Origin of the sequence: Moritella dasanensis ArB 0140 (genome assembly GCF_000276805.1) — a bacterium.
GTDB lineage: Bacteria > Pseudomonadota > Gammaproteobacteria > Enterobacterales > Moritellaceae > Moritella > Moritella dasanensis.
In genome coordinates this window covers 147,773-168,441 of sequence record NZ_AKXQ01000010.1, presented here as the reverse complement: position 1 = coordinate 168,441, position 20,669 = coordinate 147,773, and the positions used below count along the sequence as shown (strand labels likewise).

Below are 20,669 nucleotides of genomic sequence, written 5' to 3'. Positions count from 1 at the left end.
TCTGTTTACAATCTAACGACCAATACTCATATTCTAAGTGACTCTCGGCATAAAAATAAACGATTTACAGTCTTGCTGGCTCTAAATATAACGGGTAGGTGGTATCAAATTTGCTGCGAGGGTCATCATGATAACTCGCAATAAAGTGTTTGCTGTGCAGCACTTTAGAACGGTATTGTTCAAGAATACGCTGGCGAGCATCTAACGCCGGTAATCCACAAACTAATGCCTGAAAATTTTGCGCTAAACAATCATTGTAAATATACTGTAACAACCGTGAAAATAACTTTTCATCGTCATTAATCACTAACAAGCTATGTAGCGACACATAACTCAGCTTGTCTCCGGCTTTCGGTAGCATCATGCCGCCAAATAACGTGGAGTAAGCATTATTGAGTAAACGCGCCACCGACATCAATTTACTGTAAGCAACAAAACGGGTTTGCTTAAAACTACTCTGGTCCCAAATACCAGCCATTGCCACTAACTGGTTGCCTTCGAACATCAAGTAATAATTACTGATAACGAGTCCTCGGTAGTACTCATCACCGTTCAACAATTTAATAAAATCATAATGCGGATAAAACTGTTTAGTCTTGGCTTGCTGTTCAAAAAACACTTGCATCATGTCGATATCATTATGATCTGCTTTTCGGATCTTGAACTTACTATCTTGACTTGGACGCGGCCTCGTTAAACAAGGCTTGGTTAAATACAACATATGCGTGGTCATTTCACCAAAGTCATAATAGGTCGGGGTGATACTGCGTCCACTACCCATTGAATTCAATGAGGCTTCGTTATCACTCAAGATCACCGTCTGCATCCAATCACTGCCCATCGCTTTGCGATAACATTTAAGCAGGTTAAATAAAGTACGGCCACTTTGAAACTCAGGGTGAATACGCAAATCATTACCATAACGGACTTTCTGACGTGCACCATTAACATAAACATCACGCTGACCAATACTGAAAATAGCCGCAACACGATCGCTTTCACGCTCAACAGCGACCCACACATCGAGTATTTGAGTCACGACTTTTGTTGCCATGAAGAAATCAGGCGTACGTTCAAAATTGATCGTAATCGCACCAGCCTGAGGTGTCGCTGCGATTAACGCGATTAATTCATCAGAATCACTTGCTTGCGCTGGCCTTGTATAGAATCTGCTTGCCATTTTCTTTACCTCTACGACTTAATGAAGCTTTATACGCTGTGTTTTCGATATCGTTACGCCGCAATGGCCTCTAGAAATACATTTGGCATATCTATATCCCAAAGTACTAAAGGCTCAATTTTGATATTGCCAATTACCATACCGCGCGCTTCACAACGTGAATAATAGAGGTCTCGAGCGTTCTGGCTACAGCATACTTTTAACGCCCCCAACTGACCAAGATCCCTAGCAAGTTGATAATGGAAACAAGCCTTTAATTCAGCTTCGGCATTCGCTGCAACCTGCTTCATTTCAAGTTCGGAAATATGACTATTTGGTTCACACAGTAAAAGATAAAATGGTTTTTCATTTGGAGTATTAGACGGTACAGCAAAAACAGTGATTGCTGTTAAGCGTGGGTTTTGCTCCGCCGACTTCATGATTTCAAGCGCAATTTCAGGACTCATTTTTTCACCGACAAGATCAATACCATCCAAGCGACCTAAAAATTCAAAACAAGGGCAATCTTGCAGAAAACCACTCACACGTAATTTATCTTTCATCGCATAACGCAGCAAGCCACTACCCGTAGTTAATACAGGGCGTACGATTTGATCTGTTGTCAATTGCCAAGCAGGAAATACTTCGTCAGTATCAAGATCGATAAACTCATAAAAATGGCTGCATATAGCCAATGGATACTTATTTTGGAAAGGAATAGTGACCACGCCTTCAGTCGCCCACAACCCTTTGCCCTGGAACTCACCTTGTGGCAGTAAATTTTGTAATTTATTTGCCCATGTAGCAGATGACGAGGTATCCCACGCGCTCACCAACGCGAGTTTCGGCCAAATTTGCTGTAATAGCTCCGCTGAAATACCACCTTGCCACTGTAATAGTAACTCTGCGACACGGTGTGATTTAGGGCATTTTAAGTCAGGTAATGCGGGGGCACGTTTGCCCCACTTACCCGTCGCGAGTACCGACACCAATTCTAATTTATGTTTAATAATATTATCGAACAAGGTAAGCGCAAACGTTGGACTCCATACCGACAAAAACGACAGTGATTTATCAGCGAGTAAATAAGCTAACGTAGCAAACTGAGAGTCCTCTGAAGAGTCAGCTAAAGACACCGACTCCGGTACTGAACTCGTTAACCCCATGAAAATGCGTTTCCACCAAGGTAATAGTTTTAAATCATCATTAACCGCGCCAGAGATCGTGCGTCTTAGTTCAGTCGGAACCCAAGATAATGACCAGTAATGCGTCCCTTTTAACATCCCTGGATTATGCTTATACATATCCATCATCCAGGGAGAAATAGCCGCATCGAGTTCATTCAAAAATGACTGTGTATACGGGATCCATTTGATCTTAGAGGTTGAACCACTCGTCGGTTGAAATCGCTCATTCGCTTCAACACTCAACTCTTGACTGCTACCAGACCTGGCTTTGTCTATTTGTGCTGCCCAGTCATCGTATTCAGTAATCGGTACTTTACGAATAAATTCTTCATAAAATAGCGAACTGGATAAATTATATTTTTTACCCGATACACTCGGTGCAATCACTTTGAGTAATGAACTCAACTTTTCACGTTGCACGGCTTGTGGATGTGCTAACGCTTTACAAAACTGTTTGTATCCACGCGAGCTCAGGCTCTGCGCTACCTTATGGGTGATCTTATAACCGACCTTTCGGGTAATGCCATTTATTAATGCCATAATATCTCCCTACTTCACTAAACGGCGAGTTAAATTGATGAGCCCTAAATCCCAATTAATATTGTTCTTTTGTAATATTTTACGTAATGATTTTTGTGCAAAGAAAGTAAACATGGATGCGTTAATTTCGCCAATACAAGGCAGTTCCTTACCTTCACGCCAGTTAGGATTACGCTCTTCAAAAAAGCCAATTTTAGGCACGCTTCGCTTCAACTCGGCAGTAATTTCGGCCACTTCACCACGCAGCTTTTGATAATCACCACCAAAGTCTAAAATTTGTTGTTGCGCATCAAAATAGCTTGGATACAGGTTCTCGCAATATTGTTCAACAACAGTTGCTAGCTCATCGAATTTGCCTTGATGATGTGGGTAATGTTTAGGGAAGTTGTTGGCTAATAATAAATAGGTTTTATAACCTTTAGAAATAAGTAACCAGAATAATGGTGTGAGTGGATCTCTTAGTTTTTCTTTCAGCAAGACCTTAACAAAACAGATCATCGCCTTATTCGTGCCCCAATATTTACGCTCTAAAATAGTATCACCACTAAAGATACCTTTTACTTCTTTTCCTTTAAGCCTAAAGCGTAATGTTTTAAGGGTACTAAAACCAACAATTCGCTTTGACTTACTCTCTCGAATTAAAATCAATCCGTCTTTTTCGGACAAATCATCGACGAACGTTGAAAACTCAGCATTGTGATAATACTGAATAAATAAGCTATGCATTTCTTTTATTTGTTGTAACGAAAGGTTATCTAACTTGATGTGATTGGCAAATATCTTGTGTTTTTTAGTGTCCATTTGAGATCCATCCTTGGCAAATGTGTGAGAATAAAGCGTATTCTCCTTCAACCTCAAGCCATCCTTAGCTTGACTGTCTTTCAGTGTTCATCAAATGAATCTGAAAGTTAAATTAATGTATCACTAAAATATGATCGCTTGAAGTAAGTTAGCAAACCGTATCTTCACAAAGAAAATCGACACAAACAGGCAATAAAAAGCAAAGTAGCCTTTATATTCAACATATAAATTTCAATAAGCACTATTACTTTAGTTTAATGCGCTAACAAAAAACATTTTAAACCTTTAGATCCGACAATTATATCTGTGGAAAAGTGACCGTAATCACAGGAAATAATACGTGGCGATAGAATAAAGGATCTAACTTTTAACCTGTTAGCATTAGCCCTAATTAGTACTTTTTAACAAGTATTTACAATTAGTTAAGTCGTTGTAATGAATGCGTATGAACAACGACTATTAATGATTAACACCGACTTTCGCGATATCGGCTATCGGTAGTGGCTATGGATAATGGATAATGGATAATGGATAATGAATAATGAAGAGTGAATAAATAGATTCATCTGACTAATGCTCGTATTGGCAATTCCAACAAACATCAAATGAGGCTCCGTTTTCTTCTGCGCATTGCTCACAGAGCCAGTCCGGATCATCCGCTTTACTTTGCATCGTTGAGATAACGTCAAGTGCGCGTTCACAATCGCTATCATTAATGACCCAAAGTTCCATCCAAGCGTCAAATGCGGAAACCTCCCCTACTGCACCAGATGAGAACTCATTTTTAAGCACAACATCAATGCCATGTCCTTCGATAATATTTTTCACATTGTTAACCAGAAAGCCATTTTCATGGGTATAGATTAGTTTCATTGACTTACTCCATCTTCTATTCAATCGGTAAATATATCAATCCTTATCGCGAGGTGCACCTTCATCGCATTTTTTACAGTTAAGTTGAAACCCTAACATAGACTCGCGCCCCTCTATTGTAATAACCCAAGGGCGACAAAACCAAGGTGGGTTGTGGCGCACATGCTGAAAATGATCACAGGCGAGTTCTGCTACCCAATCATCCTCTTCATCTTTATGATATCCAACAATTGGCTGTTGCATCTTCTTCTCCAATAAACCATTCAATAACACAAGCCATTACACCTTCATCGAATTTACACTAAATAACGCCTGAAAGGATACAGAATAATTGAGTAATTGTTATATTCTCAGTACAATACAGACCACTTCGAAAATGTTAAGTCGTTACACATAACAGCGCATTTATGCCAACTTTAGTACGTAAATACCACACGTTCGTATCAATGACCACGATTAGGAATACATAATGCTCGTCGAAACTTTGCTGCCCTTTATGGCTATTATTGCTGTCGCAACCTACGTACAAAGTGTCGCCGGCTTTGCTTTAGGCATGATAGTAATGGGGACAGTGACCACCTTTAATTTAGTGCCCATAGCATTCACCTCAGTAGTGATCAGTTTTGTTACCTTGATTAATAGCATATTTATTCTGAAAGGCTGTATGCAACAACTCAATAGACGTTTAGTGCTGTTGACCGTTGCGGGGATGCTACCGGGTTTAATGATTGGCTTAACATTGCTTGAATATTTAAGTAGTGAATACAATCAAATATTACAAAATATTCTTGGTATCGCGATTATTGGTGCTGGTATTAGCATGATTTTAAAGTCGCCACACAAAGACCGCAAACAATCTCACGAAGGCATGTTCCTTGGCGCGGGTACGGCGTCGGGCATTTTAACCGGACTGTTTAGTATGGGCGGACCACCACTGGTTTATATCTTCTATCGCCAACCTTTTACCCTTAATCTTATTCGTTTATATCTGTTAAGCATTTTCTTTGTTAGCTCAATAAGCCGTATTACCATGGTTGGTATTCAAGGCGGCCTGACGAGTGACATGCTATTGTTCTCCGTTATTTGTATTCCCGTCGTATTGGGTATGAGCTGGATTGCTAAACATTATCCACCCCCTATTAGCCTAGATACCATGCGTAAATTCGCATTTTGTTTATTGATGATTATCGGTAGCAGCTTATTGTTCAGCTAAAATGACTCGGGTGTTTCCTTGCTGACAATCACATAGTAATCAACCGTTATACTGCATCAAAATACGCTCTAGCAAGGCGTTAATACCAAGCTTTACCTTCCCTGCTTTTAGTACAGATAGGCAGACCATCTAACGTCATAAAGTTCAGCATATGATCAATCAAACGTTGGCTAGCCAAACTAACAAAACGGCGTGACGGATAAGTGAGATAGCATTTACCTTCATAGGGTTGGACATCAGCAAACAGTCGTACCAACTTACCTGCTTTAATATACTCTTCACACAAGCGCTCTGGTATATAAGCAATACCGCGGCTAGCGAGCGCACTTTCCAATGCCAGTTGCACGCTGTTAAGGCAAATATTGCCGCTGACAGATAAGAATTCATTGTTACCTAACGGCAGTTCATTAAATACTTGGCCATTAGGAAAGCGGAACATGATCGAATTATGTTGGCTAATGTCACTGAGTTTTGCCGGTGTTCCTGCTTTATCAAGATATTCAGGACTAGCGACAAAATGCAATATCTCACTGAGAACAGGACGCGCGACCATGTCGATATCAATGTTATTGAATGCTTCATCCACCATAAAGGCGATATCAATATTATGGCGGATCATATCAAGCGGTTCTGCATTCACAATAAGCTCCACAGTTAACTTGGGATTAAGATCCATAAATTGATAAATCCCGTTAACAATGAGCATTAAATCTGGCACTGGAAATAGCAGAATACGTAAATGACCACTGACCTCTGCATTTTTATCGGTTATATCAGTGATTGTTTGCTCTAAGCTTGCCAACAAAGACAAAGTTTTATCATAAAAGTGACTGCCTGCAGTGGTTAAGGTCATCGCCCTATTTTGGCGGTGAAATAATTTAACGCCTAAATCATCCTCTAACCCTTGCAAACGCCGACTGATTGTCGATTTAGGCAGATATAATAACCCAGCAGCATCAACCAAACTGCCCGCTTCAACAATCCGGTGGAACAAGGCTATATCTTCTGTTTTCATCTAGTTTCCCCTGATAGTGCAAATAAAAGTGCAAATAAGAGTGCACATAAGAGTACACAAATAAGTGTGCATTACACCACACCACATAAGATCACACCACCGTATAGTTCCATTATATGCAACCGGTAGTTCCATATAGATTCATTTTTATCAACCTTATATATTGTTATATTGCCCTCAATTGTATTATCAACGTCAATATGACTGGAATTAAGGTTATGAACCTCTACATAAAAACCATTGTACTATGCACGATTGCGGCTATTATCAGCGGCTGCAGCGCGGAATCAAAAGAACCTTTAACCCCCTCAATAAGACCCGTTAAATTATTAACCATTGCCGACATGCAGAGCGGTGATATCCACCGTTTTCCAGCCAAAGTAACCGCTACAGAACAGGCAGATCTAGCTTTTCGCTTATCCGGTCAGTTAGTTGAATTATCATTAGTTGAAGGTCAGCATGTGAATAAAGGGGCTGTACTTGTCCGCCTTGATGATAGAGACGCACGTAATACCTTGCTGCATAGGGAGGCCGAGCATGAACTTGCATCGGCAGACTTTAAACGTAAAGGGAAACTGCTCGATACTCAATTACTCTCTCAAGCAGAATATGACCTCGCTAAAGCGCAACTAAAGTCAGCACAAGCGGCTCTTTTTACGGCCCGTGATCAACTCAGTTATACGGTATTAAAAGCACCTTACAGTGGCACGGTCGCCAAGATATTGGCCGATAACTATCAGATGGTGCAAGCTAACCAAACGTTATTAGTATTACAACAAGATCGTAATATCGATATCGTCATTCAAGTATCCGAAACATTAGCAACCCGCGTGACGCAACTAACCCCAGGTACGGCTAATCAAGCGCAGGTTATATTTTCAGCACAACCGCATAAATCTTATCCAGTGACATTAAAAGAATACGCCACACAAATAACCCCAGGTACACAAAGCTATGAAGTGGTATTTACCTTACCGCAACCGAGTAATAACCAAATCTTACCCGGAATGAGTGCAGAGTTGACCTTAGACATAGCCACAGCAAAAAAAACCGTCGCCATATTACCCACCAGCGCGGTGATGAAAAGGGATACCAACGGTCAAAACATCATTTGGTTATACAACAGTGATACTCACACAGTAACACCGCAAACAGTCACCTTGGGTAAAGTCCGCTCACACGGCATTGAAATAACATCCGGTATCAAAGCTGGTGATCAGGTGGTCATCGCTGGTATTCAACAGTTATCCGCAGGACTCGTGGTGAAGCCTTTGCATTGGCAACGTGGAGTATAACCGATGAATTTCGCTCAATACTCAATCCAACACAAGGTCGTTAGTTGGATGTTCGCGCTGTTATTATTGGTTGGCGGCAGCATCTCATTTTTCGGGTTAGGCCAATTAGAGTTTCCTGAATTTACCATCAAACAAGCTTTAGTTGTGACAGCTTATCCAGGTGCATCACCTGAGCAGGTCGAAGAGGAAGTCACATTACCGCTAGAAGATGCGCTGCAACAACTTGATGCAATCAAGCATATCACCTCGATTAACAGTGCTGGTTTATCACAAATTGAAATTGAGATTAAAGAACAATATGGCGCCAACGAATTACCGCAGATATGGGATGAAGTTCGCCGTAAGGTCAACGATGCCATCAAGCTATTACCTCCTGGGGTAGCAACGCCCAATGTCATTGATGATTTTGGCGATGTATTTGGTATTTTAGTCAATATCACTGGCGATGGATACAGCAATAGAGAGCTACAAAATTACGCTAATTTCTTACGTCGAGAATTAGTGCTCGTGAATGGCGTCAAAAAAATTGTGATTGCCGGTAAAGTTGCGGAACAAGTAGTAGTGGAAATATCCCAACAAAAACTCTCGGCGTTGGGACTTAACCAAGATTACATTTATAGCCTTATTAACGCGCAAAACGTGGTTTCGAATGCCGGTAGTATTCGTGTTGGTGATGATCGTATTCGTATTCATCCGACAGGTGAGTTTAGCAATGTAACACAAATGGAACGTCTGTTAGTCAGTGCGCCAGGTAGCACCAAACTGATTTACCTTGGTGATATAGCCAAGATTTATAAAACCGCAGATGAAACACCGTCAAGTCTTTATCATGGTCAAGGGGAAGCGGCTTTATCTGTCGGCATCTCGTTTTCCAGTGGTGTCAATGTGGTTGATGTCGGTGCGGCGGTAAATCAACGACTGGCAGAACTCGAAGGCGAACGTCCCATTGGTATCGAGCTATTGACCGTTTATGACCAAAGTAAAATGGTCGATGATACCGTCAATGGTTTCTTGATCAATTTGGCCGAATCTATCGCGATTGTTATCGTGGTACTACTGGTCTTTATGGGGCTACGCTCTGGCTTATTAATGGGGCTGGTATTACTACTGACGATACTCGGTACCTTCATTGTCATGAACATACTCAACATTGAGTTACAAATCATTTCATTAGGTGCGCTTATTATCGCCCTCGGTATGCTAGTTGATAATGCGATTGTGGTCACCGAAGGTATTCTTATCGGTATCCAACGTGGTCAAACACGGTTGGAAACGGCCAAACAAGTGATATCCCAAACCCAATGGCCACTACTCGGCGCTACCATTATTGCGATTATTGCTTTTGCCCCGATTGGTCTGTCAGATAATGCCACGGGTGAGTTTTGTGCCTCTTTATTTCAAGTATTGTTGATCTCGCTGTTTATCAGTTGGATCACGGCGATGACGCTTACCCCATTCTTTTGTCATTTAATGTTTAAAGACGGTGATAACAAATCAACCCAAGATGATGACCCGTATAAAGGTGTTATATTTCAGTTCTATCGTGGTGCTCTTATGCTGGCGATCCGTTTCCGTATTGTTACGGTTGCCATGGTGATCGCTGCGCTTATTGCTTCAGTTATCGGTTTTGGCCATATTAAGAATGTATTTTTCCCACCTTCGAGTACACCGATATTTTTTGTCGATGTGTGGATGCCTGAAGGGAGTGATATTAATGCCACAGAGCAACTTGTCGCCCGCATTGAACAAGACCTAATGCAACAGCAACAATCTAAGGATGTCGGTTTAGTTAACCTAACTAGTGTGATCGGCCAAGGTTCGCAGCGCTTTGTATTATCTTATGTGCCAGAAAAAGGCTATAACGCCTATGCCCAGCTACTGATTGAGATGACCAATCTCGATACCTTAAATACCTTTATGCGTAAACTAGAAGTAGACCTGTTGCAGGATTATCCTGAAGCCCAGTTCCGCATTAAGTATATGGAAAATGGTCCCAGTCCAGCGGCTAAAATAGAGGCTCGATTCTATGGGGAAGATCCACAAATACTACGCCAATTAGCGGCTCAGGCTGAAGCTATCTTAATCGCTGAACCGACGGCCACCGGTATCCGTCATAACTGGCGTAATCAAGTCACCTTAATCCGACCACAACTGGCATTAGCACAAGCACGAGAAACGGGCATAAGTAAACACGATTTGGATAATGCCCTACTGACCAATTTTAGCGGTAAACAAGTCGGCATCTATCGTGAAAATAGCTATCTGATGCCCATCATAGCCCGCGCCCCTGCGACCGAACGCTTGGATGCCGATAGTATTTGGAAACTCCAGGTATGGAGCGCGGATAATAATCTGTTCGTCCCAGTGACTCAAATCGTCAGTGATTTTAACACTGAATGGGAAGACCCAATGATCATGCGCCGTGATCGTAAACGAGTACTGTCGGTATTAGCAGATCCGATTAATGGCACAGGGGAAACCGCAGATTCGGTATTTAATAACATCCGTACGAAGGTGGAAGCAATACCTTTACCTGCTGGTTATGATCTCGAATGGGGTGGTGAATTTGAAACAACCACAGAGGCGCAGACCTCGGTATTTAGCTCCATTCCTTTAGGTTATTTAGCGATGTTTTTGATCACCGTCTTGCTGTTTAATTCTGTGCGTCAACCGCTGATCATTTGGTTTACTGTACCGCTAGCATTAATCGGGGTGGTATCTGGTCTACTGCTTTTTGATGCCCCTTTTAGCTTTATGGCGCTATTAGGCTTGCTCAGTCTAACCGGGATGATTATTAAGAACGGCATTGTACTCGTCGACCAAATAAATTTGGAGTTAAGCCAGGGAAAAGCACCTTATGCAGCGGTAGTCGATTCATCAGTAAGTCGAGTTCGGCCCGTGTTAATGGCGGCGATAACCACGATGTTAGGTATGATCCCATTACTGTCGAACGCGTTTTTCAGTTCAATGGCAATAACCATCATCTTTGGTTTAGGTTTCGCGTCGATATTAACCTTAATTGTATTACCTGTTACTTACACGTTGGTATTCAAGATCCCTAATCGAGATTAGTGCGTTGTAAATACACCCGACACAACATCTTACTTTGCTTTAGATCTAACTTTAGCGCTAGCAAAAATGTAGTGTCGGGTATCTTTCCAGTTAATACGCAGTTATCACTCTTTAGACCTGTCATTTTGTGTGTTTTTTGAGCATATTCTTATGGGGTTATGATATTTTATAAAGCTTCGTCATAGTTTATATTCTTGGGCCGGTCATAAATAATTATCTATCAACCCCTTATATTCACGCTGTTAATTGGCATTTAAATATGTGACTTAGATCACTTAAAATTATAAGCTAAAAATTGAAGGTGATTAAGATATACGGTCTAATCACCCTATCATTCAATGCCGACAGATTATTCACTTTTTGCCATGACATACCAATTAATACTCTTTTCACTCGTGATATTTACACTCAATAGCTATGCCTCACAACTTGCGCAAGCGGATTATGTATTGGTTAAAAAATCAGATCGGACTCTTTCTCTTTTTAGCAATGATCAGTTGATTAAGTCGTATCAGATCTCCCTTGGAAAAAACCCGATTGGCGCTAAAATACAGCGCGGCGATAGAAAAACACCGGAAGGTTTGTATCAAATTGACTTCAAAAATAGGCAGAGTAAATATCATCTAAGTCTTCATATCACCTACCCAAATAAACGCGATAAAGCACGTTCGCTCGAACGTAATCTCAATCCCGGTGGCAATATTTATATCCATGGTTTACCGAATAAAAACAATGCAGCGTTACTGATTGGATCTGACTGGACGAATGGCTGTATTGCAGTCAGCAATAAAGCCATTCAAGATATCGCTAAATATGTACCCGATGGCACCCCTATCCAGATAACACCTTAACAGTCTATATGCCTGCTACTACTTAACAATCACCGTTATTTTTTTCGACATCAGCGGTTTGTCATGTGGTACATGCGCATAATTTCCTAACAATAACTGTAGAGTATGCTTACCCGGTTTTAGTGTTATTTCGGTTTCCGTTTGACCACCACCAAAATGGCGTACTTTATCTGTCGCTTGTAGCGGTTTGGTCAAATCAGGCAACACCTTAGTATCGATAAGCAAGTGATGGTGAGCGGTTTTATCACGATCGATTCCCGCCGGCGCAATGCCCATTCCACTTAAACCAAAACGCACCGTAAATGTCGGTGAAACAGTCGCACCATCAACCGGACTTATAATGTAAACATTAACCCCAGAGGGTGCTGAACTTGCCGGTTCCTGCTTTAAAGCAAACGTATTTGAACTGACCATAAACATTACAAAAAACAATGATATTTTAAACATAATTAGCACCTCATTAATGAATACTTCACTATCTCACATTAATTGTAGACTAAGGTTCGAATATCCCCGACACCAATTCGTTATAAGTAACATTAATCTAGCGCTCCGTTTTGAACATTTAATTAATAATATTTTGATAAAACCCTAACCACTTGCATGCAAAAAAATCCACACCTAAAATACGCCCTCTTTGTGATAACGCGGCCTTAAATTGATTTAGATATAGCTGATTAAAGTATTAGTAAATCTTATTTCACGTAATTATCCCAGTTGTATGACAACACCCGCCTTGCCTATACTAGCGATTTTTTGGAGACCTCTTATTAAGCGTATTTACTTAGCCTTGCTTGTCTTAGCCTCGCAACTTGTTTTAACACCGTTGACAGCAAATGCCGACCAGCTCACCAAGTATCAATATCTACCGACCAATGTTGCTGATATGCCTTTCTTTACGACTGAAGAACAGGCAGAACAACGCACGGGTGAATATAACAATGCTATCGATGCGATTGATAATGCTTTAGAACGGTGCGAAGAGACTGAGTGTAAAACGTTAGCTCAACGTCAAGCCGATCTAGAATATGCAATTGACGATCACCAAGAAAAAAATGGTGCTTCAATTATGTCTTTGCTTGGCGGGCCAGCGTACACACCTGAAGTTGGCTTAATGCTGGCTGCTGGTGGGTTATTTTCATTTAGCAGTAACCGTGAACAACAAGCACTGCAACGTTCAAGTGTGTCTTTATTTGTAGTAGGAACCCAAGGTGATGCCGGAGTTGGTTATGGGATTCGTTCTAAGCAAAACTTGTTTTTCGACAATAATGATACGCGCTTTACAGGTACGTTGACATTCAGTGATGATGCCGAAAATTATTGGGGTGTGGGTTACGATAAAGGTAAAGCACAAGATGCATCCGCCGATACCTTGATGCGAAATACCGCACTGACCTATGACGCCAATTTGTCGTTTAAAAACGGTTATGGTTTCTATTTTGGTCCTGCTTTACGGCTGAAATATTACCAAGCAGATGAAGACGAAATTCCACTTACTGCACAACAAGATGACGATTTTAACCAATTTAAAGACAAACCCTTATCCATAGGTCTGGGTGTCACATTAAATTACGATACCCGAGATGTCACCGTTAACGCATGGCAAGGCCAGTATTTCAATTTTGAATACATTAACTATGGCTCGAATATCGGTAGCGACAATGATTACCAAAAGGCGCTGATCGATTATCGTTATTACCACAGCTTTAATCCAGGTCGTGTCATCGCCTTTTACAATGCGCTGCAATGGAGTAATGGTGACGTGCCGTTTTACGATATGCCGACACTTGGTGGTAGTTTCTCACTTCGTGGCTTATACGCGGGTCGGTTTAGAGATAATAACGCCATTGAGCATACGACCGAATATCGCCACACATTCTTGCGTGATAACGGCAATTTATCTGCCCACGGCATGACTGTATGGGCGGGTATTGGCTCTGTTGCAGGTGATACAGATGCAGATAATAGCCACTTGTATGAAGATTTATTATATAGCTACGGGTTTGGCTACCGCTATGAATTACAGCCAAGAATGAATGTACGCATAGACTTCGGATTCAGTGCTGATGACAGTGGCTTTTTCCTTACTTTTACTGAAGCATTTTGATCACGACAGGCACTTTACGATGAAACGAATAATACTTACTTTATTAACGGCTTTAACAGCGCCACTCACTTTTGCAAACAACACCAATGCTATAGCAGAAGTTGATACAGCATCTAGTAATGCGTTATTCCCACCGTTATTTGAACTGCAAGATGAAACTATATTTGGTTTACCGTCTCTTATGTCTCAATATATATATCAAGAGCAAAATGCAGCGTTCCTAACACAGGAGGACACTGAGAGTGAAGTTCCCAAATTAGACCTTACAATAGCAGATAAAAAAACAGCTAATCCAGGGAAGAAATGGGAACACGCTTTACCCTTTTTTGCTGAAGACGTCATCATGAATGGTTATGACTTACCACTGCCATTTGGTATCAGTATTATTTATGCCAACGTCCAACAGGATATGACTCTGACTGATTTATCGGTTGGTTACGATGGCAGTCCAAAGTATGACATCGATTTTGTTTCGTTTGATAACACCGAATCCAATACCCACACCCCACAGTTAAAGTTAGATGCTTGGGTCTTTCCTTTTATGAATGTATTTGCCACAGTAGGTAAATTAACAGGAACGGTCGGCATTAACTTTGCTATTGATGGTGACGATGCATTAGAACAAGGAAACGTAGATTGTACTTTAATTAAAAATCGCCCTCTATGTAACGCTTTAGGAGGCGCTAGTCTTGAAGTCGAAGACATTGAAGCTAGCCTAACCGGGATGTCTTACGGTGCGGGGATGATGTTTGTCGGCGGTTGGAACAGTTACTTTATTTCTGTCCCAGTGACATTCACTTGGACTGATATGGATCGCAGTGAAACCGAGGGTTATGTGGTCAATGTGCTGCCGCGAGTAGGTAAACAGTTTCAGTTTAATAACGGCTCAAGCTTATCACTGTACGTCGGCACCAGTTATTTAAAAAGCCAGCTAACCCTGTCCGGTACTCAGTATCTGCCTGTGGGCGAAGACGGATTTAGTGTTGACTACAAAATAGAACAAGAAAATGTGGATAAATGGATGGGACTTGTCGGTGGTAGTTATAACTTAAGTAAACACTGGATGCTGGCCTTTGAGTATGGCGGTATAGGTGGGGCAAGTCGCCAACAATTTATTACCAACCTGTCTTATCGTTATTAACCATTAGTCCATGTATTAGACTAATATTGAAGAGATTGATTATAGGGATATGGAGTCTCCATGCGATTAGAAAGGAAATTCAAGAGCATCACTCGACTAGGGCTTGTTATAGTGACAGCTACCTGTTTCTCTGCATTCAACGTTATGGTCCATGCCAAACCTTCAGCAAAAGTTAAATCAACCCTAAACCGCGCTGAAACCCCGAATAAGGTGACAGAAAAACTAATCCTGCCGTATTTATTTTCTACAGACTCAATGGGGTTAAATATAGGCGTCGGTGGTATGGTCAGCGGCTATTATCAAGATCAAATGACCATAGGTGGAGCCGCATTTGGTGGTGACGTAAGTTATGGCGCAGGGCTCGGCGTTTGGGATTATCGCTTACCAAAAACAGATCGCTTATACTTTAGCATACTAGGCATGCTGGGGTACTATCCTGATCAACGAGCTTATGCCAGCCCCAGAGATACCTACACTCCGATTAGCGATCCATTAGCTGGCAGTAATGATTCATCGAACGACAATTATATTGAAGCTAATGGGTCGTCAAATTGGTGGGAAATGAAATTAGAGTTTTCATTGCCCATCGGCGCGACCCGAACTCAGGGGATGGTTAAATATGAAACTAGCCGTGGTTTATTAACCTCTGAGCCAACTGGCGGAGAATCCTGGAACCCATTAGACACGGGAGTATCAGTATTAATTCTAAGGCAATTTAATCGCTACCAAAGCTTTGAAACTGGACCTGATGCGATTGATGGTACTATCCATGCTTTTGAGCTGGGGTTGTTATACAACAATACTGACTTTGCAATTAATCCCTCAACTGGCAGTAGTCAATATATTGCCATAACCCACGATCCTGCTTGGCTCGATTCAGATCGTCGATGGACATTCATTGATCTCGAAATGAGTAAATATGTCTCGCTTGGACAATCTGAAAGTGCATCACAACGTATTATCGCAATGAATTTTTGGACTGGGTTCTCACCGTCTTGGCAACTTGAGCATGATAATGCCGGAGGTCAACAAGTGACAAATTCAGCACCGTATAATGAAGGCGCTACATTAGGCGGTTTCTATCGTATGCGTGGTTATGATCAAAATAGATTTCATGATAAAGCGGCTATTTATGGTAGCCTAGAATATCGTTATACCTTTAAAAATAACCCTATTGCAGATATACGCTGGTTGAAATTTCTACGCCTTGATTGGTTTCAATTAGTCGGTTTTGCTGAAGTTGGACAGGTAGCGGACGCCTATACGAGCAACGCATTATTTGCGGATATAAAAACCGATGTAGGTCTTTCCTTACGCTCCTTAATGGCAGGGATGGTGATCAGAGCTGATATTGCCGTTTCCGATGAAAGCACTAACCTATGGTTGATGGTAGACCATCCTTTCTAAATCGATTATAAATATACTAAACAACAGGCGTTACAACTTCATCACGCGATGACACCTCGCACGGTATGATTTAGCGTCTAAAAACCTCGTAAAAAAATAATTCCTGCATAGTAAAACATAACATATCTAGTTATTCATTATTGAATACTTTCAACATCTTGCATTCGTTTTGCTGCACACCTAGAATACGCCCTCTTTTGAATACCAATGACTAAAATTGATTCTTCTATTGTCATAAATAAAGTCTCAATTAGCGGTAACTTTCACGTATTTTTCACAACTGGAAATTTACAATCACGCCGCTTATAAATACCATTTTTGGAGATCTCTTGACTAAACGATTTTACGTACCTTTACTTGCTTTCACTCCGTTAATGGTAAATGCAGATCCACTCACCGAGTATCAGCATTTACCTACAGCTGTAACAGAAATGCCTTTCTTTTCGACAGACGCGCAAGCACAACAACGCACTGAAGAATACAACACTGCGATTGATGCGCTTGATACTGCCCTGGATGACTGTGAAGCAGAAGTATGTGAAACGTTAACGCAACGCCAAACTGATCTTGAATATGCTATCGATGATCACCAAGAAAAAAATGGTACATCAATCACGTCTTGGTTAGGCGGTCCTGCTTATACTCCTGAAGTCGGTTTAATGGTCGCTGCTGGTGGTTTATTTTCGTTTAGTACTAATCGTGAAGAGCAAGAACTACAACGTTCAAGTGTGTCCTTATTTGCTGTAGGAACACAAGGTGACGCAGGTTTTGGTTATGGTATCCGCTCAAAACAGAATCTATTTTTTGATAACAATGATACCCGTTTCAGTGGTGCGTTGACATTCAGCGATGACGCTGAGAATTACTGGGGGATTGGTTACGACAAAGGCAAAGCCCAAGATTCATCTGATGACACCTTAATGCGTAATACCTCGTTGACCTATGACGCTAATCTATCATTTAAAAATGATTACGGTTTCTACTTTGGTCCTGCTTTACGGTTGAAATATTACCAAGCTGACGAAGACGAGATCCCACTAACGGCAAGCCTAGACGATAACTTTAACGAATTTAAAGATAAACCTTTATCAATCGGCTTAGGTGTCACGGTCAATTACGATACTCGAGATGTCACAGTTAATGCCTGGGAAGGTCAATACCTTAACTTTGAATACATCAATTATGGATCGGTGATCGGTAGCGATAATGATTACCAAAAAGTGCTACTTGATTACCGTTACTACCATAGCTTTAACCCTGGCCGTGTTGTCGCTGTTTACAATGCGATGCAATGGAGTAAAGGCGATGTACCTTTCTATGATATGCCAACACTCGGCGGTAGTTTCTCGCTACGTGGTTTATACGCCGGTCGCTTTAGAGATAATAATGCCATTGAACACACGGTTGAATATCGTCATACGTTCCAGCGTAATAATGGCGACCTATCTGCACACGGTATGACTGTTTGGGGTGGTATTGGCTCTATTGCTGGTGATGATAGCAATCTGTATGACAACCTTTTATATAGCTACGGTGTTGGTTATCGCTACGAATTACAACCGCGCATGAATGTGCGTATCGATTTTGGCTTTAGTGCCGATGACAGTGGCTTGTTCCTGACGTTCACTGAAGCGTTCTAGCAAAGACCAGTTCGCTTAATAGTTACTTAAATCTTACAACTTAATATTCTCACTTTGGATTTTTACAATTAATGAAATTAACAACGCTTGCTTTATTAACTACATTGACCGCACCGCTTGCATTTGCGAACGACACAACCGTAACCACGTTAACGCCTGAAACGTCAGTAGCTATTGATAGTGTGGCAACCGAGAGTGTTGGATTCCCAGAATCATTCAAACCTCAAGGCGATGCAGTATTGGGTTTACAATCGCTTGAATCTCAAGAAATAGCAATTCAAGAAGAGCATTGGAGTGGCTTACCTTTCTTAGGTAAGAAAGCGCGTGAAATGGGTTATCAATTACCTATCCCACTGGGTTTCAATGTGTTTTATAACAAGCAAGAAGTGGGTTATGTCGCGCAGGATGATTTTAATGTGAAGCTAAATGGGCTTAATGTAATTGTTCCAAAAGACGATGTGACGATCACAGGTGAGGATGAAAGTGTGCAGCTTAAAGTTGATGCTTGGATCCTACCTTTCTGGAACGTTTATGGTTTAGTCGGCCACACGAAAGGCAATAAAAAAATAAGAGTAAACCCTGAGAATGTTTCAAACCCAGCTTTAAGTCTGCTGCCACCATTTACACTACCAATTGAGTACACAGCGAACAATATCGGTATCGGGACTGTATTAGCAGGCCAAGTGGAAGTTATTTCTGGCATGCACCCTTTTATTTTCACCGGTGTTATGGCGTTTACCAATTCGTGGACGACAACCACAGATAGCACCATTCAAACATATATCGGTTCATTCCGAGCAGGACAACGTTATGCTGTTCCCGGTGGACAATTAGCGGTGTTACTTGGTTACAACTATCAGCTAATTAACCAGAACATAACTGGTAATTATGCCTTTCCAGATTTAGGTAGAAATGGATTAGATGTAGAATATGACCTTGACCTTAAAAGTGAAGAAACGGGTAACATGTCTGTAAGCATGGTGTATGACTTTGGTCCAAAACAAGAATGGAACATGTTCTTGGAATACGGTTTCTTAAACTGGAACCAAGTGATCTTCTCTATAGGTCGTCGTTTCTAATATCGACTCTTTAGCGACAGCTAAACACGAATGTATGGATAATAAAAAGCCGCTGTTACTTGCAAAAGTAACAACGGCTTTTTAGTTCTTAGCTAAACACTCAAATAAGTTTAAACCTTATTTTGAATTCTGCTCAGCTTTCTTCTTGGCTTTTTCAACACGGCGTTCGTCAATGATGTGTTTAATCTCACCACCGATGTGTGACTCGCCACGTTTTTCAGCTAATTCCATTTGACGTTCACGTTCAGCAAAACGGCTACGTTGCTCATCTGTCACTTTATCGTGACAACGATGACAGCTAAGGCCCTTCACGTAATGTTCACTTTGCAATTCGTCTTGTGTTAACGGGTAACGACAAGCGAAACACTGGTCACATTCGCCTTGCTCTAGATCGTGATTCACAGAAACACGGCCATCGAATACAAAGCACTCGCCTTCCCACATCGTTTCTTCTTGTGGTACTTCTTCAAGATACTTAAGAATACCGCCTTCTAAGTGATAAACTTCTTCAAAACCTTGCTCTTTTAAATAAGCAGTCGATTTTTCACAACGAATACCACCGGTACAATACATCGCTACTTTCTTGTGTTTTTCTTTGTCTAAGTTGTTTTTCACATACTCAGGAAATTCACGGAAAGTCGCTGTATTCGGGTTCACAGCGTTTTGGAATGTACCGATTTCAATTTCATAATCGTTACGGGTATCAATTAAGATCACTTCCGGATCAGAAATAAGTGCATTCCAATCTTTCGGTTGTACATACGTACCCACGACTTGGTTAGGATCAATCCCTTCCACGCCCATCGTTACGATCTCTTTTTTCAACTTAACCTTAGTACGTAAGAACGGGTTCTCGTCGTTATAAGATTGTTTAACAGAGATTTCGCCTAGACTTGGGTCTTGAGATAAAAAGCTTAATACAGCATCAATACCTGCTTGTGGCCCAGCAATGGTACCGTTGATACCCTCAGCCGCTAATAACAGCGTACCGCGAACATCTTGGCTTTCCATTTTTGCTAATAAAGGCGCGCGTAACGCTTCAAAATTTTCTAAACGTACGAATTTGTACAAAGCACAAACTGTAATTTGAGCGGTATTATTGGTCGTAATTGGTGCTGACATTTGGTTATTCCCCATTGAGCTAACTGGAACGTAAATCCAGCGCTGTAGATTAAGGCGGCGATGGTAACAGAAATGCGATATTGCGACCAGTGAAATTGATCTAGGTCAAAATGTAATCCCAACACCACCGATGAAAACATCCAAACTTATACCTTAGAGGTATACAT

Annotated in this window: 17 protein-coding genes; 9 read left to right on the top strand and 8 right to left on the bottom strand. The window is 41.2% G+C overall.

Annotated features, from left to right (window positions below):
- Nucleotides 1-64: 64 nt before the first annotated feature.
- From A923_RS0110490 to A923_RS0110470, 5 genes are all read right to left on the bottom strand, one after another.
- A complete protein-coding gene (locus A923_RS0110490; protein ID WP_017221636.1) occupies nucleotides 65-1,180 on the bottom strand; it encodes a GNAT family N-acetyltransferase in 1,116 nt (371 codons plus the stop codon).
- A gap of 53 nt (nucleotides 1,181-1,233) precedes the next feature.
- On the bottom strand, nucleotides 1,234-2,886 hold the full coding sequence (locus A923_RS0110485; RefSeq protein WP_017221635.1) for a GH3 family acyl-acid amido synthetase: 1,653 nt from the start codon (nucleotides 2,884-2,886) through the stop codon (nucleotides 1,234-1,236).
- 9 nt (nucleotides 2,887-2,895) lie between these two features.
- Nucleotides 2,896-3,687 (bottom strand): hypothetical protein, encoded by a 792-nt coding sequence (locus A923_RS0110480; RefSeq protein ID WP_017221634.1) that lies wholly within the window; start codon nucleotides 3,685-3,687, stop codon nucleotides 2,896-2,898.
- A 570-nt stretch (nucleotides 3,688-4,257) separates the two neighbouring features.
- The gene (locus tag A923_RS0110475; RefSeq protein ID WP_017221633.1) at nucleotides 4,258-4,560 is read right to left on the bottom strand and encodes a putative signal transducing protein; all 303 of its coding nucleotides are present in this window, start codon (nucleotides 4,558-4,560) and stop codon (nucleotides 4,258-4,260) included.
- A gap of 36 nt (nucleotides 4,561-4,596) precedes the next feature.
- The gene (locus A923_RS0110470) at nucleotides 4,597-4,803 is read right to left on the bottom strand and encodes a DUF3565 domain-containing protein (RefSeq protein ID WP_017221632.1); all 207 of its coding nucleotides are present in this window, start codon (nucleotides 4,801-4,803) and stop codon (nucleotides 4,597-4,599) included.
- A gap of 226 nt (nucleotides 4,804-5,029) precedes the next feature.
- Here A923_RS0110470 and A923_RS0110465 point away from each other — a divergent pair, with 226 nt between their 5' ends.
- Complete coding sequence (locus A923_RS0110465; protein ID WP_017221631.1) at nucleotides 5,030-5,773, top strand: sulfite exporter TauE/SafE family protein; 744 nt, start codon at nucleotides 5,030-5,032, stop codon at nucleotides 5,771-5,773.
- Nucleotides 5,774-5,852: 79 nt separating this feature from the next.
- On the opposite strand, the gene A923_RS0110460 is transcribed toward A923_RS0110465, so the two are convergent.
- The gene (locus A923_RS0110460; RefSeq protein WP_017221630.1) at nucleotides 5,853-6,788 is read right to left on the bottom strand and encodes a LysR family transcriptional regulator; all 936 of its coding nucleotides are present in this window, start codon (nucleotides 6,786-6,788) and stop codon (nucleotides 5,853-5,855) included.
- Nucleotides 6,789-7,006: 218 nt separating this feature from the next.
- Here A923_RS0110460 and A923_RS0110455 point away from each other — a divergent pair, with 218 nt between their 5' ends.
- From A923_RS0110455 to A923_RS0110445, 3 genes are all read left to right on the top strand, one after another.
- Complete coding sequence (locus A923_RS0110455; RefSeq protein ID WP_017221629.1) at nucleotides 7,007-8,083, top strand: efflux RND transporter periplasmic adaptor subunit; 1,077 nt, start codon at nucleotides 7,007-7,009, stop codon at nucleotides 8,081-8,083.
- A gap of 3 nt (nucleotides 8,084-8,086) precedes the next feature.
- Complete coding sequence (locus A923_RS0110450; RefSeq protein ID WP_026006192.1) at nucleotides 8,087-11,155, top strand: efflux RND transporter permease subunit; 3,069 nt, start codon at nucleotides 8,087-8,089, stop codon at nucleotides 11,153-11,155.
- A gap of 365 nt (nucleotides 11,156-11,520) precedes the next feature.
- Nucleotides 11,521-12,006: a L,D-transpeptidase family protein gene (locus A923_RS0110445; protein ID WP_026006191.1), complete on the top strand. Its 486-nt coding sequence runs from the start codon at nucleotides 11,521-11,523 to the stop codon at nucleotides 12,004-12,006.
- Between the two features lie 18 nt (nucleotides 12,007-12,024).
- Here the strand turns inward: A923_RS0110445 and A923_RS0110440 are convergent, their stop codons facing one another.
- The gene (locus A923_RS0110440; RefSeq protein ID WP_017221626.1) at nucleotides 12,025-12,453 is read right to left on the bottom strand and encodes a DUF4399 domain-containing protein; all 429 of its coding nucleotides are present in this window, start codon (nucleotides 12,451-12,453) and stop codon (nucleotides 12,025-12,027) included.
- A 274-nt stretch (nucleotides 12,454-12,727) separates the two neighbouring features.
- On the opposite strand from A923_RS0110440, the gene A923_RS0110435 reads away from it, so the two are divergent.
- The 5 genes from A923_RS0110435 (at nucleotide 12,728) to A923_RS0110415 (ending at nucleotide 19,380) form a co-directional block, all read left to right on the top strand.
- Nucleotides 12,728-14,113: a BamA/TamA family outer membrane protein gene (locus A923_RS0110435; RefSeq protein ID WP_033197608.1), complete on the top strand. Its 1,386-nt coding sequence runs from the start codon at nucleotides 12,728-12,730 to the stop codon at nucleotides 14,111-14,113.
- Between the two features lie 19 nt (nucleotides 14,114-14,132).
- Complete coding sequence (locus A923_RS0110430; RefSeq protein ID WP_017221624.1) at nucleotides 14,133-15,254, top strand: hypothetical protein; 1,122 nt, start codon at nucleotides 14,133-14,135, stop codon at nucleotides 15,252-15,254.
- Nucleotides 15,255-15,314: 60 nt separating this feature from the next.
- Entirely contained in the window at nucleotides 15,315-16,661 is a 1,347-nt protein-coding gene (locus A923_RS0110425) for a BamA/TamA family outer membrane protein (protein WP_051039743.1), read from the top strand.
- A 329-nt stretch (nucleotides 16,662-16,990) separates the two neighbouring features.
- The gene (locus A923_RS0110420) at nucleotides 16,991-18,301 is read left to right on the top strand and encodes a BamA/TamA family outer membrane protein (RefSeq protein WP_017221622.1); all 1,311 of its coding nucleotides are present in this window, start codon (nucleotides 16,991-16,993) and stop codon (nucleotides 18,299-18,301) included.
- Between the two features lie 71 nt (nucleotides 18,302-18,372).
- Nucleotides 18,373-19,380 carry a hypothetical protein gene (locus tag A923_RS0110415; protein ID WP_017221621.1) on the top strand — a complete coding sequence of 336 codons (1,008 nt, stop codon included), beginning with the start codon at nucleotides 18,373-18,375 and terminating at the stop codon, nucleotides 19,378-19,380.
- 117 nt (nucleotides 19,381-19,497) lie between these two features.
- Here the strand turns inward: A923_RS0110415 and trhO are convergent, their stop codons facing one another.
- Nucleotides 19,498-20,502, bottom strand: coding sequence for an oxygen-dependent tRNA uridine(34) hydroxylase TrhO (gene trhO, locus A923_RS0110410; protein ID WP_017221620.1), 1,005 nt, complete (start codon nucleotides 20,500-20,502; stop codon nucleotides 19,498-19,500).
- Nucleotides 20,503-20,669: the final 167 nt, after the last annotated feature.